16 protein-coding genes and 1 pseudogene are annotated in these 18,259 nt (G+C 56.1%); 12 read left to right on the plus strand and 5 right to left on the minus strand.

Annotation, left to right across the window (positions count from 1 at the left end):
* From PQU95_RS01530 to PQU95_RS01540, 3 genes are all read left to right on the plus strand, one after another.
* Positions 1-1,206, plus strand: a 1,206-nt coding sequence (locus PQU95_RS01530) for an Ig-like domain-containing protein (RefSeq protein ID WP_272750388.1), incomplete at its 5' end; no start/stop codon positions are given.
* Between the two features lies 1 nt (position 1,207).
* Positions 1,208-2,584: an efflux RND transporter periplasmic adaptor subunit gene (locus PQU95_RS01535; protein WP_272750389.1), complete on the plus strand. Its 1,377-nt coding sequence runs from the start codon at positions 1,208-1,210 to the stop codon at positions 2,582-2,584.
* Positions 2,585-2,596: 12 nt separating this feature from the next.
* The gene (locus PQU95_RS01540) at positions 2,597-4,705 is read left to right on the plus strand and encodes a site-2 protease family protein (RefSeq protein ID WP_272750390.1); all 2,109 of its coding nucleotides are present in this window, start codon (positions 2,597-2,599) and stop codon (positions 4,703-4,705) included.
* Between the two features lie 144 nt (positions 4,706-4,849).
* Here the strand turns inward: PQU95_RS01540 and PQU95_RS01545 are convergent, their stop codons facing one another.
* Positions 4,850-5,935 (minus strand): 4-oxalomesaconate tautomerase, encoded by a 1,086-nt coding sequence (locus tag PQU95_RS01545; RefSeq protein ID WP_272750391.1) that lies wholly within the window; start codon positions 5,933-5,935, stop codon positions 4,850-4,852.
* Between the two features lie 101 nt (positions 5,936-6,036).
* A complete protein-coding gene (locus tag PQU95_RS01550; protein WP_272750392.1) occupies positions 6,037-6,933 on the minus strand; it encodes a LysR family transcriptional regulator in 897 nt (298 codons plus the stop codon).
* Between the two features lie 279 nt (positions 6,934-7,212).
* Here PQU95_RS01550 and PQU95_RS01555 point away from each other — a divergent pair, with 279 nt between their 5' ends.
* The 4 genes from PQU95_RS01555 (at position 7,213) to PQU95_RS01570 (ending at position 11,149) form a co-directional block, all read left to right on the plus strand.
* On the plus strand, positions 7,213-8,205 hold the full coding sequence (locus PQU95_RS01555) for a DctP family TRAP transporter solute-binding subunit (protein WP_373321358.1): 993 nt from the start codon (positions 7,213-7,215) through the stop codon (positions 8,203-8,205).
* Positions 8,206-8,261: 56 nt separating this feature from the next.
* The gene (locus PQU95_RS01560; protein WP_272750393.1) at positions 8,262-8,870 is read left to right on the plus strand and encodes a TRAP transporter small permease; all 609 of its coding nucleotides are present in this window, start codon (positions 8,262-8,264) and stop codon (positions 8,868-8,870) included.
* Positions 8,870-10,153, plus strand: coding sequence for a TRAP transporter large permease (locus PQU95_RS01565; protein WP_272750394.1), 1,284 nt, complete (start codon positions 8,870-8,872; stop codon positions 10,151-10,153). The genes PQU95_RS01560 and PQU95_RS01565 overlap by 1 nt, the downstream gene beginning before the upstream one ends.
* Positions 10,154-10,723: 570 nt before the next feature.
* Positions 10,724-11,149 (plus strand): LexA family protein, encoded by a 426-nt coding sequence (locus PQU95_RS01570; RefSeq protein ID WP_272750395.1) that lies wholly within the window; start codon positions 10,724-10,726, stop codon positions 11,147-11,149.
* A gap of 184 nt (positions 11,150-11,333) precedes the next feature.
* Here the strand turns inward: PQU95_RS01570 and PQU95_RS01575 are convergent, their stop codons facing one another.
* Positions 11,334-12,209, minus strand: a complete 876-nt coding sequence (locus PQU95_RS01575) for a hypothetical protein (RefSeq protein ID WP_272750396.1) — start codon at positions 12,207-12,209, stop codon at positions 11,334-11,336.
* A gap of 253 nt (positions 12,210-12,462) precedes the next feature.
* Between PQU95_RS01575 and PQU95_RS01580 the strand changes: the two genes are divergently transcribed.
* From PQU95_RS01580 to PQU95_RS01595, 4 genes are all read left to right on the plus strand, one after another.
* Complete coding sequence (locus PQU95_RS01580; protein WP_272750397.1) at positions 12,463-12,666, plus strand: helix-turn-helix transcriptional regulator; 204 nt, start codon at positions 12,463-12,465, stop codon at positions 12,664-12,666.
* Between the two features lie 537 nt (positions 12,667-13,203).
* A complete protein-coding gene (locus tag PQU95_RS01585) occupies positions 13,204-13,410 on the plus strand; it encodes a hypothetical protein (protein WP_272750398.1) in 207 nt (68 codons plus the stop codon).
* 237 nt (positions 13,411-13,647) lie between these two features.
* Positions 13,648-14,295 carry a YagK/YfjJ domain-containing protein gene (locus tag PQU95_RS01590; RefSeq protein WP_272750399.1) on the plus strand — a complete coding sequence of 216 codons (648 nt, stop codon included), beginning with the start codon at positions 13,648-13,650 and terminating at the stop codon, positions 14,293-14,295.
* An 82-nt stretch (positions 14,296-14,377) separates the two neighbouring features.
* Positions 14,378-14,887 (plus strand): YagK/YfjJ domain-containing protein, encoded by a 510-nt coding sequence (locus tag PQU95_RS01595; protein ID WP_272750400.1) that lies wholly within the window; start codon positions 14,378-14,380, stop codon positions 14,885-14,887.
* Between the two features lie 155 nt (positions 14,888-15,042).
* Here the strand turns inward: PQU95_RS01595 and PQU95_RS01600 are convergent, their stop codons facing one another.
* A complete protein-coding gene (locus PQU95_RS01600; RefSeq protein ID WP_272750401.1) occupies positions 15,043-15,606 on the minus strand; it encodes an IS30 family transposase in 564 nt (187 codons plus the stop codon).
* Between the two features lie 174 nt (positions 15,607-15,780).
* On the opposite strand from PQU95_RS01600, the gene PQU95_RS01605 reads away from it, so the two are divergent.
* Complete coding sequence (locus PQU95_RS01605; protein ID WP_272750402.1) at positions 15,781-17,409, plus strand: methyl-accepting chemotaxis protein; 1,629 nt, start codon at positions 15,781-15,783, stop codon at positions 17,407-17,409.
* Positions 17,410-17,533: 124 nt separating this feature from the next.
* Here the strand turns inward: PQU95_RS01605 and PQU95_RS01610 are convergent.
* Positions 17,534-18,244, minus strand: a pseudogene (locus PQU95_RS01610) (IS256 family transposase); the annotation flags it as partial.
* Positions 18,245-18,259: the final 15 nt, after the last annotated feature.

Below are 18,259 nucleotides of genomic sequence, written 5' to 3' on the forward strand. Positions count from 1 at the left end.
ATCACCTGGACCGCCACGCTGACGCCAAGCGCCAACATCAGCGACGCCAGCAACACGCTGAGCGTCGACCTGAGCGGCGTGAGCGACGCGGCCGGCAACGCCGGCAGCGGCAGCAGCGAATCCGGCAACATCGCCATCGACACCGCGCGGCCAACGCTGTCGGTCAGCCTGTCCAGCAGCACGCTGCTGCCCAATCAGACTGCCGTGGTGACATTTACCTTCAGCGAGCCGCCGTTGGGTTTTGGCCTGGAGGATGTGCTGGCCAGTGGCGGGACCTTGTCTGAGCTGCGTCAGGGCGATAGCCCGACTATCTGGCTGGCGACCTTCACGCCAACCCCGGGCATTGTGGCGAATGGTAATGCCATTACTGTGCCGGGTGGCTGGACCGACCTGGCTGGCAATACCCAGCTGGCGTCGGTGCAATCGGACAGCTATGCGGTGAATACTTTTGTGGAAAACAGCAAGCCTGCTGCTCCCACGATTGAAGCGCCGGTGGTCGTTGAGGTAGTTGAAGTAACGCCACCTGCCGCGGCTATCGATAGCGCTAGCGTATTTGTGCAGAGCCAGACCGTGGTGGAGATCAGCAATGCGCTGTCGCCGGCGATTGCCCAGATTGCCCAGATTGCCCAGATTGCCCAGCCGGTACCTGCGGTGCCGCTGGATAATGCGGGTGGCCAGCCTGCCGGCAACCAGCCGGATCTGGCATTGACGCAGTCCCGTGCCGGTGCCTTCCAGGTCTTGGTACTGTCTAGAACGGGCGGTGACGATAATTTGTCGGTGAACAACCCGTTGCGCGATCAGACCGTGCAGCAGGGCGGCGGCGAGCAACAGATTACCTTGCCGGCTGATTTGTTTGCGCATACCAATCCGAATGAGGTCGTAGTGCTGCTTGCCACGCAGGTGGATGGTCAACCGTTGCCGGCTTGGGTACAGTTCGACCCGCTGACGGGCAAACTGGTGGTGGATGCCGATAAGGCACCGGCTGGTGAGGTGGTGGTGAAGGTGATCGCCCGTGACTCGCAAAACAGGGAGGCGGTGACGACATTCAAGGTGGTGGTGGGTGAGCGCCGTGCCGAACTGGAGCGCAAGCCTGCAGAAGGCAAGACCAAGCTGTCGGCACAGTTGCAGCTGGCCAGCCGGGCGCAACAACAGACCATTATGGAGAAGATCGCCAGCGGCCTTGGTCGCCTGGTAAAGCAAGGCTGACATGACGCAAGAGTTTGAACATAACCCGTTGTTGATTGCCCTGGACCTCGCGCACCGTGCCAGGCAGGTGACCGAGATCCAGGAGCTGTTTTTTTTGCTCGTGAATGACAGCAAGCGGCTGCTGCCCTACCGGCAAGCCGTGCTGTGGCGTGAAGGGCAAGGGGTGGCTTGTGTATCGGGGGTGTCGCAGTTTGATGCCAGTTCGCCCTATATGTTGTGGCTGGCCAAACTGTGCCGGCTGCTGTGCGCACAAACGGCGATGCCGCGTGTGCTGGAGGCCGCCGATGTTGACGCGCTCGACCCGGTGTTGGCCGCAGAGTGGTCGCAGTGGCTGAGCGGGCCGCTAGCCTGCTTTGTCCTGCCGGCCGATGGCGATGTGCCTGGTTTGCTGTACCTCGTGCAGCTGGAGCCTGCGCAGCACACTGCCGGCATGCCACTGCTGGAAGAGTGGTTTGCTACCTGGGCGTATTGTTACAAGTCGGTTGCGACGCCCCGTTTTCACCTGCGCCACCAGCTACGCCGGCGCTGGCAGCAGTGGCACAGCCTGGGTGCCGCTCTGCCGTGGTGGCAGCGCCGGCGGGTGGTCATCACGCTGGGGCTGACGGCGCTACTGCTGTTCCCCGTGCAGCTTACCGTGCTGGCACCGGCGGAAATCGTGCCGGCCAAACCGGTGATGGTGCGGGCGCCGCTGGAAGGCGTGATCAAGCAGTTTTTCGTGCAGCCGAATGCGCAGGTCAAGTCTGGCCAGCCCTTGTATGCCTACGACGATGAAGCCCTGCGCGCCAAGCTGGACGTTGCCAACCAGGCGTTTCAGGCGGCCGAAAGCGAATATCGCCAGTACGCCCAGCTGGCCTTGAGCGACCAGAAGTCGAAAAACCAGATTGCCGCCTTGCAAGCCAAGCTTAACGAAAAGCAGATCGAACTCGACTATCTGCAAGGTCAGCTGGCGCGCGCTACCGTGCTGGCCACAACGGACGGCGTGGCGGTGATCGACGAGCCTACCGAGTGGATAGGCAAGCCGGTGCAAGTGGGCGAGCGGGTGATGAAGCTGGCGCGCCCGGATGAGCTGGAAGTGGAAGCCTGGCTGTCCTTGTCTGACCGGCTGGACTTTGGCCGCGATGCGGATGTGCGCTTTTATCGTGCCGCGCAGCCGTTTTCACCACTGGATGCGCGCTTGCGTTATATCGCTTACGAGGCCCAGGCCAGGCCAGAGGGCCACTTCGCCTACCGCATTCGCGCTGCGCTGGCCGGGCAGCCCGATACGGCGCTGCAAATCGGGCAGCGTGGTACGGCCAAGCTGTATGCCGGCTGGACGCCCATGGTCTACTGGATCTTGCGCAAGCCGATTGCCACCGTACGCCAGTACCTGGCGCTGTAGCGCGGAGTGGCAATGGATAGCATGCTGGACCCGCTGCGTGAAGACCTGGAGCTGCTGGGCGATGGCCGTCTGGCCAATGGCCAGCCGGCCTGGAAGCTGTTCGACCCGCTGAAAAACCGTTTTTATCAACTGGACTGGCTGTCGTTCGAGATCCTGTCGCGCTGGCACCTTGGCCAGCCGGGCCGGGTACTGGACGCCATACAGCAACAGACGACCTTGCAAGCCAGTGCGGACGATATCGCGTCCTTGTACCAGTTTCTGCAGCAACACGAGCTGTTGCAATTGCCTGCCGGCCGCCATGCCGAGAGCCTGGGCCGCTATAAAAAGCAGCAAGGCAGCATTGGCAGCTGGCTGTTGCACAATTATCTGTTCTTCCGCCTGCCTTTGTTTAGGCCGGATGCGCTGGTGAGTCGCCTTGCTACCTGCAGCCAGGTATTTTTCAGCCCCCGTTTTTACGTGCTGACCTTGCTGGTGGGGGTTTTTTCCCTGTGGCACGTTGGCCGGCAGTGGGATGCCTATAGCGCCACCCTGGTGGACATGTTCAGCCTGCAAGGGCTGCTGTACTACGGTTTGGCGATTACCTTTGTCAAGGTGGCGCATGAGTTCGGCCACGCCATTGCGGCAAAGCGCTTCGGTTGCCGCATTCCTACCATGGGCCTGGCGTTTCTGGTGCTGTGGCCGGTAGCCTATACCGACACGAACGATGTCTGGCGTCTGCCCGACAAGCGCCAGCGCTTGCAGGTCTCTGCTGCGGGCATCGTCACGGAGCTGACGATTGCGGTGTGGGCCACGCTTTGCTGGCTGTGGCTGCCGGATGGCGGTTTACGGACGGTGGCTTTCCTGCTGTCGTCCACCACCTGGGTTTCTACCCTGCTGATCAACGCCAGCCCTTTCATGCGCTTCGACGGTTACTTTATCCTGTCCGATGCGCTGGGGGTGGTGAACCTGCACGAGCGCTGTTTTGATTATGCACGCTGGCATTTGCGCCGCGTATTGTTCGGCCTGCAGGATGCCCCGCCGGAATACCTGAGTCGTACCCATCATGGCCTGGCCATCCTGTTTGCCTGGGCCACGTGGTTATACCGCTTGGTGGTATTCCTGGGTATTGCGGTGCTGGTTTATCACTTTTTCATCAAACTGGTAGGCATCCTGTTGTTCCTGGTGGAGATTGTCTGGTTTGTGGCGGGCCCTGTCTGGAAAGAAATACAAGTGTGGATCACCATGAAATCTCGGATACAGGCGGCTGGCCGCTACCGCATTGTCTTGTTGTTGCTGGCGCTGGGCTGCATGCTTTGCTTGTTGCCTTTGCCAGGCCATACCCGCCTTACCGGCATGATCTATCCCGCACAGCTGCAAACCGTGTATGCCCCGGCCGATGCCTATCTGTTACAAAGCCAGATACGGCCAGGGCAGGTAGTCAAGGCCGGGCAGCCGCTGTTCGCCATGACCTCGCCCCAGCTCAGGCAGACCTTTCTGCTTAACGAGCAGCGCAGCAGCCAGTTGGCCGCACAGGAAAGCGGTGCCAGTTTTGACGACGACAGCCGCAGGGACTGGGATGTGCTGAACAGTAAATGGCAGCATGCGCAGAGCGAGGGCGGCTATTTGCAGAAAGAAATGATCAAGTACTTCCCGGTTGCTGCTTTTGATGGCCATGTGGTGGATGTCAGCCAGGACGTGCAGCAAAAGGGCTGGCTGAGTGCCCGCGAGCCCATGGCGGTGATTGCCGGCAACGGCCCTTACGAAGTGGTGGCTTACCTGCCGGAAAGCCATCTGCCTTTGCTGGCGCCGGGGGCTGACGCGATGTTCATCCGCAATGGTGTGCTGCCTGCCAGGCTGGTGCTGGACATCGTGTCGGTTTCCGCCGATGCGGAAAGCGAGCTGAGTGTGCCCGAGCTGGCGCTGGATGCCGGGGGCGATGTTGCCGTCCGCAGCCGCAACGGGCGCTTCTATCCGGAGAAAGCCGTTTACAAAGTGGTATTCCGTTCCCGCGAGGCAGTGGATTTCAGCCTGCCAGTGTCGCGCGAGCGCGGGGTGGTCGTCGTCAGCCTCAAGCCATCCTCTTCCATACTGGCATGGTTGCAGGATATCGCCGCCGTGTTTTACCGCGAATTCGGTTTCTGAGGATTTAGCTGCACAAGGCGGGTATGGTCTCTGCCGTGCAAAGGATGGTGCGGGCTGACGACCGGTGTCAGCAAAGTGGTACTGGGCGGGCCGCTTGCCGCGCGTCGTGCAGCCGCTGCCAGCGGCCGCCCCGCGCGGCGGGGCTTACCACAGGTGGCCGGGGACATAGGTCACACCCGCGACCAGCGGGCGGGCGGTGCGTACCACGCCTGCCTTGCTGATGTGCGGCCAACCTTCGGCGTCGGTGCCGGCTTGCGTTACCTGGGTATGCAGTTGGCCGCCGGGGTGTTCGATGGTGACCTGCTGCGGCGCAGCCGGGTCGAGCTGTGCCAGGCGGTGTGCCAGCGTGCCGGGGATGTGGCAGGCCGCGGCCACGCACAGCGCGCCGGTGACGGCGTGGGCGGCGTGGCAGTTCCACGGCACAAAGTAGCGCGAGCAGATCTGGCCGCCCGCCGTCGGCGGCGACAGCAGTACCACCTTGGGTAGCACCTTGTCGCTGACATCGCCCAGCCCCATGCGCAGTGCAGCGGCGCGGCGCAGTGTTTCTATGCGTGCCAGCAGCGCGTTGTCCGCATCCAGCTCGGCCTTGCTTTCGTCACCGCGTTTGCCTAGCGCGCTGGCGGCGATGAACACGATGGGGGTGGAAAAATCCACGCAAGACACTTCCACGCCGTCGATGACATCGATGGCCTGACCGGTGGGCATCAGCTTGCCGGTTTTGGCACCGGCGGCGTCCATGAAGTTGAGCAGGATGGGCGCGCCGCTGCCGGGCACGCCATCAATGTGTACCTCGCCTTCGTAGTTCACCTTGCCACCAGGCGTTTGCACGATGGCTTCCACCATCTTGCCGGTGTTCTGGTTGTAGATGCGCACCGATGTTTGTGGTTTGTCGGCGGCCACCAGGCCGTGCTCCAGCGCAAACGGGGCGACCCCGGCCAGCATATTGCCGCAGTTGGGCGAGGTGTCTACCGAGGCATTGTCTACCGATACCTGGGCAAACAGGTACTCCACATCGATGCCGGGCCGGCTGGAGGCCGACACCATCACTACCTTGCTGGACAGTGAGTCCCCGCCGCCCAGGCCGTCGATCTGGCGGCGGTCGGGCGAGCCCATCACGGCCAGCAACACCTGGTTGCGGCGTGCTTCGTCCTGCGGCAGGTCGCTGTGCAGAAAGAACGGGCCTTTGGAGGTGCCACCGCGCATGACGACGCAGGGAATGGGGATCAACATGGTTGTTACCTCGGTAGATGGATCATTTACCGGGGCATTGTCGGCACGGCGGTCACATAAGAGAAATGAATTTATTTCTGCAATTGATGCGCTTTTGTAAATTATAGATTTTGTGCCGGATAGGCTTTCACCATTTCGTACAGCGCCTGTGCTGCCGGTGACAGCTCGGCGGTTTTGCGGGTAATCAGCACCAAGCCGCGCGATACCACCGGGTTTTGCAGCCGCATCACGCGGATATGCGGGTAGGCATCCTGCTGCAGTGCCAGGCCGGGCAGTACTGCGGCACCCACGCCCTCGGCCACCAGGCCCAGCGCGGTAGACACACGCTGCACTTCGTACAACGACTGCAGCGTGACCTGGTTTTCTTCCAGTGCACGGTCCAGCAGCGGGCGGTTGCCGCTGAACTGGCCGATGGAAATCAGCGGGTAGGGCTCCAGATCACGCCATTGCAGCGTTGGCAGGGCGGCCAAAGGGTGGTCGTCGCGGCAGACCAGTACGAATTCGTCCTCGATCAGCGGCACGCCCAGCAGCTCGGCGTGGTGGCTGCCGGCAATGGTGATGCCGAACTCTGCCTCACGCTGCAGTACGGCGCTGGATACCCCGGCCGAGGTGTGGTCCAGAATCTTGATGTGGTTGTCCGGGTACTGTGCCGAATAGGCCTGGATGATACGTGGCAGGAAGCGCACGCCTACGGTAGGGACGCAGGCAATGGTGACACTGCCGCGCTTGAGGCGGCCTGTGTCGCGAATCTCGGTCAGCGAACCGGCCAGCTCCCCCAGCAGACGCTTGGCGTGCGGCAGAAACTCTTCGCCCACCCGCGTGAGCGCTACCGAGCGCGTGGTGCGCTCGATCAACTTTACCCCCAGGTAATCTTCCAGGTTTTGCAGGCGCCGGGTAATGCCGGCCTGCGACAAAAACAGGCTTTCGGCAGCGGTCTGGAAGCTGCCGCTCTCGGCGATGGCGATGAAAGCCTGTACGCCGATGGTGTCGATTTTCATGCGCTCAGCTCAATAATCGTGAAGATAAATTTACTTTACTACGGTCTGTAGGATTTGCACACTGGGTGCTGTCTGCTCCGGCAGTACAGCAAAAAGTACTCCCTTGTGTTGGCCACCTGACGAGGTGGCCATTTTTTTTGACGGATTACTTATCAGTTTTTAGCAATAATCATAAAAAACAATGCATTTAACAAAACAAAAAGACGCCACCACAATGCAGCGCAAGCAGCTGGCAAACGCCTACGCTGTAGGGCAAACACAATACGGAGAGACACCACCATGAAAAAACTGACTACCCCCTTCCTCATGGCCACCTTGCTGCTGGGTTCCCACGCGGTGTTGGCCGCAGAGCCTATCGTGATCAAGTTCAGCCACGTGGTGGCAGTGGATACACCCAAGGGCCAGGCGGCCGAGTATTTCAAGAAACTGGTGGAAGAGCGTACCAAAGGCCAGGTCAAGATCCAGATCTACCCCAATAGCCAGCTGTACAAGGACAAGGAAGAGCTGGAGGCGCTGCAGATGGGTTCGGTGCAGATGCTGGCACCCACCACCAGCAAGTTCGGCCCGATGGGCTTCAAGGAGTTCGAGGTCTTCGACATGCCCTACGTGTTCATGAACGAAGACCAGGTACACAAGGTGACCCGCGGCCCGGTGGGCAACAGCCTGATGCAAAAACTGGAAAGCCGCGGCATCAAAGGCCTGGCGTTCTGGGATAACGGTTTCCGTGTCTTCAGCGCCAACAAGCCGCTGAAAGTGCCTGCAGACCTGAAAGGCCAGAAGATCCGTATCAATTCATCCAAGGTGAACCAGGCCATTATCCAGTCGGTGGGTGCACTGCCGCAGACTATGGCACTGTCCGAGGTGTACCAGGCTATGCAGACCGGCGTGGTGGATGGCGCCGACGGCAACGTATCCAACCTGTACACGCAGAAGCAGTACGAGGTGCAGAAGTACGTGGTGGATACCCGCCATTCTTACAGCGGCTACGCCGTGGTGGTGAACAAGCCGTTCTGGGACAAGCTGCCGCCGGACATCCGAACCACGCTGGAAGGCGCGATGCGTGATGCTACCGTCTACAACGACCAGATGGCCGAAAAAGATACCAATCTGGCATACGAGCGTATCAAGGCCAGCGGCAAAACCCAAGTCTACGTGCCCAGTACTGCCGAGAAAGCTGATTGGGTAAAAGCCATGCAGCCAGCGTTCAACGACATCGCGCCACGTATCGGCATGGCCACCATCAACGCCGTGCGTAGCGCCATCGCCAAGTAAGTCTTTTCTGCGGGTGGCCGTGCCACTCGCACTCTCCTGCTTTCTGCGAGGTTGTCGTGAAATTCCTGGATCATCTGGAGGAATGGCTGATTGCCATTCTGATGGGCGCTGCCACGCTCATCACTTTCGTGGCCGTGCTGCACCGTTACGGTAGCGGCACCGCCTGGCTTAACCCTCTGCTGTCCGGCATCCATATGAGCTGGGCGCAAGAGCTCACCATCTACCTGTTTGTGTGGATGGCCAAATTCGGCGCGGCCTACGGGGTGCGTACCGGCATCCACGTAGGCGTGGACGTACTGATCAACAAGCTGTCCGACCGCAACCGTGGCCGCTTCATTGTCATTGGTCTGCTGGCTGGCGCGCTGTTTACCGGCATTGTCGGCACCCTGGGTGCCAGTTTCGTGTGGGAAATCGCCCATACCGACCAGACCTCGGTTGACCTGGAAATCCCGATGTGGCTGGTTTATCTGGCGGTGCCGCTGGGCTCTTACCTGATGAGCTTCCGCTTCTTGCAGGTCATGGTGAATTTCCTGAAAACCAGCGAGCTGCCCAAGCATGACCACAGCCACGTGGAAGGCATGGAAGACGTGGCTGAAAACAGCAACTGGTACGCGATGGACGACAACCTGCATCCGCAAGACGTGAAGCGCGGAGGAACACACTGATGAGCACCCTGATTATCTTTGGCCTGCTGATTACGCTGATGCTCACCGGCATGCCGATCTCCATTTCGCTGGGCCTCACGGTCCTGACCTTTCTGTTTACAATGACAGATGTACCTATCGAGTCGGTGGCACTGAAGCTGTTTACCGGCATCGAGAAGTTCGAAATCATGGCGATTCCGTTCTTCATTCTGGCGGGTAACTTCCTCACCCACGGCGGGGTGGCAAAGCGCATGATCAACTTTGCCACCAGTATGGTGGGCCACTGGCACGGCGGCCTGGGCCTGGCCGGCGTATTGGCTTGCGCCCTGTTTGCCGCCGTATCCGGCTCCAGCCCGGCTTGCGTGGTGGCCATCGGCTCCATCCTGCTGCCGGCCATGGTGAAGCAGGGCTTTCCGCCACGCTTCGGCGCAGGCGTGATCACCACCTCGGGCGCGCTGGGCATCCTGATTCCGCCGTCCATCGCCATGGTGATGTACTCGGTGGCGACTAATACCTCGGTAGGGCAGCTGTTTATGGCCGGGGTGATTCCGGGCCTGATGCTGGCCGGCTTGCTGGGCTTTACCACCTGGTACCGTGCCCGCAAGTTCGGTTACCCGCGCCTGCCCAAGGCCAGTTTTGCCCAGCGCATGCAGGCGCTGCGCGAAAGCTTTTGGGGCTTGTCGCTGATCGTGCTGGTGATTGGCGGTATTTATAGCGGCATCTTTACCCCCACCGAGGCAGCGGCCATGTCTGCCGTGTACGCCTTCATCGTGGCCGTGTTCATCTACAAGGACCTGACGCTGAAGCAAGTACCGAAGGTGCTGCTGGATTCGGCCAGCATGTCGTCCATGCTGCTGTACATCATTACCAACGCGGTGTTGTTCTCTTTCCTGATGACCAGCGAGGGGGTGCCGCAGGCCATGGCCAGCTGGCTGATCGACGCCGGCCTGGGCCCGATCGCCTTCCTGCTGGCCGTGAACGTGATCCTGCTGCTGGCGGGTAACGTGATGGAACCATCGTCCATCGTGCTGATCTTTGCCCCCATCCTGTTCCCGGTGGCTGTAGCCCTGGGCATCGACCCGGTGCACTTCGGCATCCTGATCGTGGTGAACATGGAAGTGGGCATGTGCCACCCGCCGGTGGGCCTGAACCTGTACGTGGCATCCGGCATCACCAAGATGGGCATTACCGAGCTCACCATCGCGGTATGGCCGTGGCTGCTCACCATGCTGGTGTTCCTGGGCTTGGTGACTTACGTACCGGCCATCTCGCTATGGCTGCCCAAGACGCTGGGCATGATGTAAACCGCCGCCGGGCCTTGCCCATTGCTTACCCCGCGTCAGACGCGGGGTTTTTTATGCAGCTTGGCCGCAGGCAGGGCGCGCTCCTTGCGCTAGCGGTGATGGCCCGGCACTTTTTGCATGGGGCAGACGGCGGTTTTACTGTGGCACAGAAAAATCCCCCCATCTTCTCCCTGCAGTGCGGGGAGAAGATGGGGGGATTGTTTGCTGCATCAGCGGCTGGGCTTCAGCCTGCCCGGCGGTGTAACCAGGCAACCTGTTGCCATCTTGAGTCTGGTGTTAAAGCAGCTTGGAAATATCCTTCGCGTCCCAGTGCGGGAAGCGAATTATTTATGGTTTTTATATAAAAATCAGCTATTTAGTGTTTTATTCTTTTGAATTGGGGGTACGTTGGGGGGTTCGTTTGGCCGTGACTGAGTTTTTGAGTCGCTGTGCCTCCCCAGACACAGAGTGGCTCTATCCTGCAATGCAACATTAGTTGAGTTCGGCCATACCTTTGTGAGTCAACTTCGTAACATCCTTGCGTCGATACTCTCCTGACGGTAAGCAAATCTCGACCTAGTAGAGCTGTTGGTGTCGGATCAGGCCGCTACCTTGATGGTGCTGTTGGGTGACAGCATGATCGGAGAGGTTATCGGTACCGGCGATATTCTGATCGTAAATTGTAGCATTACCCAGTCACACGGCATGACCGTGCTTGCCGAGGAGTTCACCGTTAAGCGCCTGTTCCGGCGCGGCACCCGCGTGGCGCTGATTCCCGAAAATCCCCCACCAGCCTATCGAGCTGCACGACGGGCAGGGACTGTAGATCTGGGGCGTGATCAAGTCCTGCATCAAGCAGTTCTGCTAGCCATGCCGCTGTTTGCCTTGGTGGACGACTGCAGCGTTTACCCCAGCTGTGAGCGAGTGTTCTATCCAGATTTCAGCAAGTCAATTGTGGTGGTTACGGCTGTTCGCTTGTGCATCAACCAAGAATGTATGCCGATCTTATCACTCTGATACGTATTCCAGATGTGCATGAGTACGTCACTTGGCTTTCTCGTGACACCGCTGTGCCGGAGGTGTCTGAGAACTCAATGTCGCTGACAATGCGTGGCTAGTTCTTTGGTCTTAATGTTAGCGTGCATATATTTTTTCTACATGTTGAATTAATTGCGATCATGGTTGTGATTTTTTATATTTTTTAAATAATATATTTCATGTCCTCTGGGTTTGGTAATGTATTAATTTCTCTATCCTCCCTTTGGATGAACTCTCTGATCGCTTGGCTAATAACTGCATTCTTCTTTTTGCCATGCTTAACCAGGTAATCAACTAGCATTGTTGATGTTAGGTTGTCTAATTCTATATTTGTTTGATTTCTATCTTTGTTTTTTCTTATATTGTTTATTTTTTTATCGTACTCAAGTTTAATTGTTCTTAATATATCAACTCTATTTCTGTGTGAAAACATGAGTGTCTTTATGATGTTGTCTAATTTTGTTTCTTGTTTAAATCTTGGTATTGATTGTGGTATTTCAAGTGCATGACGTCTGTTCTCTATGAATTTTATACTCATATCAAGTTTATCATTTTCATCATTAATGCTTGATTTAATCCATTTTTCAAAGTTTAACTTGAATTTAATGTGGCGAATCCAGGTTTCTTTTATTGTCAGCGAGAAGTTAAATCTGTCTGTGGCTGATTCTTGCATGACGTCAAAGTATGCGCATAGTTCTTCTTGTATATTCTTGAATTCCAAGTTTTTATTTCGGCCATGCATAGATATTTCTGCTATTTCTCCAGTGTAATATTCTAAGAATAATTCTAAATCGGCATGGTCACTTTCTTGTTTGATTATGAAGTCTAATGCCAGGCGCTGGCTTGCATTTGAAATAATGCTCATGGCTTGAAGTGTCTTAGGGTCTTTGACTCCTTTTTTGAAAGCCTCTTGTATGCTCGCTAGATAGTCGTTGTCTAGTCTAGGTACATGCTTAGTAACTTGAGTGGGCGTATCTGCTTCGTAAAGATCCAATAGGGAAAATGCATTGAATAAACGAGTTTGATAGTTATTTTTCATTTAAAATCTTTCATGACAAATAGGTAATTGCGGGGTTTGATTAGTTTTCTATCTTACTGAACTAGTATAGTGAACTAGTTCAGTATTGCTAGAGAAAAAAATCATTACTCTGCCTTCTTTAGGACTACTTCTTCCTTGAACAGCCTGAGCAGAATTTCTCAGACATGAGTTGGTTTTTCGTTGTACTTTTGCGTGCTCTGTAAAAATTTACACAGTGTCACCCATGGTGTGTTCTAACCCACAGGTGACCACCATGAAGATCCTTCGCATCAACCAAGTAATCGAGATGACTACACTGGGACGCTCTACCATCTACAAGTACATCAAGGAGGGTACCTTTCCGAAGCAGATCAAGATGGGTGCGCGAGCATCAGGTTGGCTGCAAGCTGACGTCGAAAACTGGATCCTTACTAGGCGATGTGGAGGCCAGGAGGTCCAGGAGAGTTGTTCTTCTTAGTGCGGCGATAGACTGGGATGGTGACTGTTTTGCCAAAGCCAAACACCAGAAGGCGTAAGCGCCTTCTGGTTCACTGTCTGGATGATTTAACTTGGTAGTCCTGATGGAGCCACTTTGTGCTTTGCTTCGAATGTATATATCTAATGTAGGCAATCTTGCTGTTTTGGCTGTGATTTTGTGTAGGGTATAATAGTATCTAGCAAATAAGTACTGTCAGGTACTCTACTGGCAGATACCCACTACCAGGTATCTATCCCCAAGTAACCATCCCTAAGTCTTCAGTCTCAAGTATCCATCCATAACCTGCAGAGTGATCTCAATCATCACCCTTAGCCAGAGTTGATGCTAAGCGATCTATGATCAGCACTGTGTTTGTCACGCAGAGCAATGCATCATGCTGTGCACCGGCAGAGTCAACTCTTGGATCAATACACAGCCATGCTACCGAGCATGGGCTGATGGGCGTTTAGATCTTCCCCGATTGTTTCCCTTAAGCAGATCCAGCATGCAGGCAGTATCGCTAAGATTAACTGCCTGATGCCTCGTCTCGTATTCTTCGATAGTCCCTTTAGCGGTTTATCTGCGTTGACCGTTGATGAGCATCCTGTAGCAGATCAGTCTGGTATCGATCATTATCCTACGATACCTCTTGGCTCGATCATGCTCTGCCATTCATTGGCTTTGGTTGCCATGAATGCCAGCTTTATCATCCGGGTCATTTACCAGGTTAAGCAGGTGAAATAGAAAGTGAACGGTGGGGGAGGGGAAAGGGTATTCCCAGGCTAGCAGGCCATCATCTGGGTGGATTGGCCTGTGCGGGTAAGGGTTAGGGGTGTCATGGCTGTGCAATCGCTGCTATTGGGCTTGGCAGGGCTGCAATACGCTCAGTGCCAGATGGCTGTATCGACCAGCGTGTGGTCTGCTTCAGTAAAAATTTACAGTGTTCGTGATCGTGTGAGACCAACCATCAGAAGCACTCACATGACACGTCATCCCGAGAACCGTAACTTACGTCTGCACTACGAAGACATCTTCCATAACCTGCCAGTGTTGGCCAGTGACGATAGGCCGCTGGTGGCAAACTATCTGGAGACCATGGAGCAAGTCATGAAGCAGGCGATGGAAGATTATTCCCGAGTCTTTGTCTTCAGGCTAGATCTTCGCTTTCCCTACGACTACGACCAAGACGTCAGCAACAACACAATCAGGCGTTTCCTCGACTCATTCACGGCCAAGCTTGAAGCCAGTGAGCAGCGCAGACGATCTAGCACGCGTGTGCAGGATAACCGTGTTCGCTACCTATGGGCGCGGGAGCAGGTGTCGTCTGACTATGCCCATTACCATCTGGCGATCTTGCTCAACGGACATGCTTACCGACGAGTCGGCAGCTACATGGCAGAGCACGGCCTTGCCAGAGCGATCAAAGAAGCTTGGGAGCGTGCTTTAGGCCTGGATAAGTCAGCAGACAATGCAGGGCTGGTCTCGTACCCAAGGGATAGCGAATTCATTCTGACACCTGACGATGAGCGTACCCGGCATAGTTGCTTCAGTCGGTTGAGTTACCTCTGCAAGGTAGCAAGCAAGCGCTACGGAGATCGTAGCCGTAACTTTGGCTACAGCACTAGGTAAGGGGAGGGGGCAACCCCTTCACTTTGAGTAAAAAAATACAGAGTTCATTAACCATGTGACTACAACCCACCAGGGCAATCACATGGCACACCTAGCATCGAACCCAATCCCTTCCCATCAGCAGATCGTCACCACAGATCAGTACCACTACTTGGCAGCGCAGCGCCAAGCGATTGCACAGACCAAAGCAAGTTACGGTACAGCGATGGTGGTATCGCTAGAGCTTTACTTGCCGCAGGGCAGCCTGGCACCTAGCCTCAGCCGTAGTAACGACATGATTGAACGTTTTCTGGAATGCCTGCAGGGGTCCATCGACCACGCCATGATCAGCCGGTCAAAGCTTGAGGGGCATCCGCTTCATTGCCGTGTGCGGCATGCATGCCAGTGCATCATGGCTGACGATGAACAGCCCGCCTTTGAGATGACGCTTTGCCTGAATCCCGACGCATTCAATGGCCTGGGTCTGTTGGACATGACAGGCAGGGGCTTGATATCGCAGATCAAACAGGCCTGGGCTAAGGCGCTGGGTATCTCGTTAAGTCAGGCTGCTGAACTGGTTAGATCAGGAGTACATGGTGTGGATTGCCGATAGTCACAACCTTGCTTAAGGGCCAGTGCCCATTGGGCTTCTCTTCCATGCCCCCTGAAGGGATCAGCGGCAAGACGCTGAACATTGCGTGCTAATAAGCTGGGAATTAAGGAGGGCCATCTCCCAATGAGAGGTGGTCATAAGTCTGTTCAGGGCATCTAGCGCACTGAATCTTCCCAGTGCCCGGGAATCAGACGATCTTCTACTTCTGGCGGGCGCTCGTGAATGCTGACCATGTGGGGCAGGCGGCCGCGTCTATCTTCGCCCTGGCTACGTTTGCGGCGACCATCGTGCCCCTGGCGCAGGCAACGGATCAGTTCTTTGCGTAGTTCACCGCGCGGGGTGGCGTAAATGGCAGCGTAGATGGTTTCGTGGGACACGTGATAGTTGGGGTCATCAGGATAGCGTTCACGCAGTCTGCCTTGAATCTGCTGTGGCGACCATCCTTGGTGCAACAGCTGGGTGACGACGAGAAAGGCGGCGGAGTGAGGCTGGAGCTTGCGAGGACGTTGTGGCTGACGTCGTCGCTGCCTGGCCTGACGCCCGGCGACTGCCGCATCGTAAGCGACGGTTGCGGTGGTATGGCGACGGATCTCGCGACTGATCGAACTGGGTGCACGCCGCAGCAGCGCAGCAATCTTGCGCAGGCTGTGCCCCTGGGCAGTCATCTGCATGATGGAGGCGCGTTCTTCTGCGCAAAGTTGGTGGTAGTGGGATGCCATGGCGACACCTTATCAGGGTGTTGCACTTGGTTCCTGAGACCGCCAAGCGATCACTAGATTTGGAATCCTGGATATTCAAGTGAGGTAGGATGGCTGCGTTTTATAGTTATCCTTAAGCAAATATTGCTATGATCTGAAGGGAAATGTAAAAAAGTATACTGACGGAGAGACACAATGCGGTTTATCGACAACCTGACCATGCGCGGCAAGTTCATGGTGAATTTCATCCTTAGTGGCGGTATTTTGGTAATGGCCATGCTATTCCTGCTATGGCAGGTAGGTAGCATTCGGCAGTCTGTACAAGCAGTCGCCGACAACGCCCTACCGTCTATCGAAGCGACCGGCGATATTAGTCAGTTACGATTGCGTTATCGAGTACGAAGCTTGGAGATGCTGCTCGCAACCACGCCTGAAGAACAAGCCAAGTTAGCTAAGTCCTTGCAGGAGCTTGATGGCAAGTTAGGCGAAGCACTAAAAGCATATGAGCCGCTAATCACTAATGATGAAGAGCGCCAGACTCACCGGGAAACTGTAGCTGCTGTTGTAGCCTATCGCGAAGCGGTAGAAAAAGCGCTGGTGCTGCGAACTCAGGGCCAAGATGCCGAAGTGCTGGCGCTGTCCAAGCAAGAATGGGTCACACTGGCAAATCAGTTACGCGACCAGACCGATAAGCTGGGCAAACTCAAGCATGACTACGCTGCTCAAGCGGCTACAGCCGCCCGTGACTCTGTTTCCAGTACGCTGTTGGTTGGTAATAGCGCGCTCGTACTGGCCCTCTTGTTGGCCATCCTAGTATCGTTCTGGATGGCTCAGCGCATCAGCCGTCGCCTGCGTGAGACGATCGATGCTGCCAGCCATATTGCTGAAGGTAACTTGTGCAGTGCTATGCCTGCTGCCACCCGAGACGAAATTGGCCAGATGATCCAGGCGATGTCGCGTATGCAGCAGCAATTACGCGAAGCAATGCTAGAAACTCGTGAAAGCGCGCACACTCTGCTGCAATCGTCACAACAGCTACATCATTCGGTGAAAGATATGGAAGCAGCGGTTAGCTTGCAAAGTGAAGCGGCTTCCGGTATTGCGGCCAACACTGAAGAGTTGACGGTTTCTATCAGTCATGTAGCTAGCAATACTCAGTCGGCTGCAGCTCTGACCCGTACTTCAGACGAACAGGCTGAGCATGGTTACGCCATGCTTCAGGATTTGGTTCTACGGACGAATGAAGTCGCGAGTGTAGTTACGGCAGCTGCGGCACGCATCAATCAACTGCAAGATGACTCTTCTCGCATCTCAACCATCGTTGCGGTCATCAAAGATATTGCTGATCAGACCAATTTGCTCGCGCTGAACGCTGCTATTGAGGCAGCTCGAGCTGGCGAAATGGGTCGTGGCTTTGCTGTAGTGGCCGACGAGGTCCGTAAGTTAGCGGAACGTACTGCGCAATCTACAAATGAGATTGTTGGTATGGTTAACAGCATTCAGCGGTCTACCCAGCAGGTGGTGGCGGAGGTCGGTAATGGTGTCGATATGGTAAATAGTAGCGTGACAGATGCCCGTGTTGCCGGGGAAAGTGTGGCTAATTTGCGCAATATGTCACAGCAAATAGCAGGTATTGTTGATGAACTGAGTAGTGCGTTGCATCAGCAATCTGCGGCATCTACTGAAGTGGCACAGAGGATTGAAAGCGTAGTGAATCATGCTCATGAGGTGACCAATACTGCCCTGCAGACCACTCAGACGGCAGATACCATGGAGCAAGTGGCACTGAGGATGCAAAAGCTGGTGGCTCGCTTCCAAGTCTAACTCAACTTTGCCACTTCCTTACCGTACGTAATAGTACGGCGTCCAAATGTATCTCGCAGATTCGAAGGTGTCGGGTGTTGCCAGGCTGGGGCCTGTCCGAATTTTTGTGTAAACGGGGTTTGGGTTACGCCTGTGGAATGCGTTCCTCGAATTGAATGGTAAAGCGAGTCAACGCCGCCTTCCAATCCCGAATCGGCATGGTCCACTTCTGGCTGATGTTCTTCAGCGCCAGGTAGAACAGTTTCAGCAACGCCTCATCACTCGGGAATGAGCCCCGATTCTTCGTCAGCTTGCGCAGGCTCATATTCACCGACTCGATGGCATTGGTGGTGTAGATCACTTTCCTGATCTCCGGTGGGTAGTCGAAGAATGGCGTCAGCCGAGCCCAGTTGCGCCGCCAGGACTGACCAATCGGCAGATACTCGTCATCCCACTTGGCCTCAAACTCGCCCAGCAGCTGCTCTGCTTCGTCCAGGGTCGCGGATTGGTAGATTCGCTTCAGGTCGGCCGCCACCTCCGGGCGCCGCTTCCACGACACGTAGTTCAGGCTGTGCCGCACCATGTGCACGATGCACAACTGCACGGCCGCTTGCGGGAAGACGGCCTCGATCGCTTCCGGGAAACCTTTCAGACCATCGACACAGGCGATAAAGATGTCCTGTACGCCACGGTTCCGCAGCTCGGTCACGACCTGAAGCCAGAACTTGGCCCCCTCTGTCTGGGCCAGCCACATCCCCAGCACCTCCTTCTCCCCGGCCAGTGTAACGCCGATGGCCAGATAAACGGCCTTTACGCGGACGGCCCCTTCACGCACCTTCACGTGAATGCAGTCGAGGGGTAATCCCCCCGT

Origin of the sequence: Vogesella aquatica (assembly GCF_028548455.1) — a bacterium.
Lineage (GTDB): Bacteria > Pseudomonadota > Gammaproteobacteria > Burkholderiales > Chromobacteriaceae > Vogesella > Vogesella aquatica.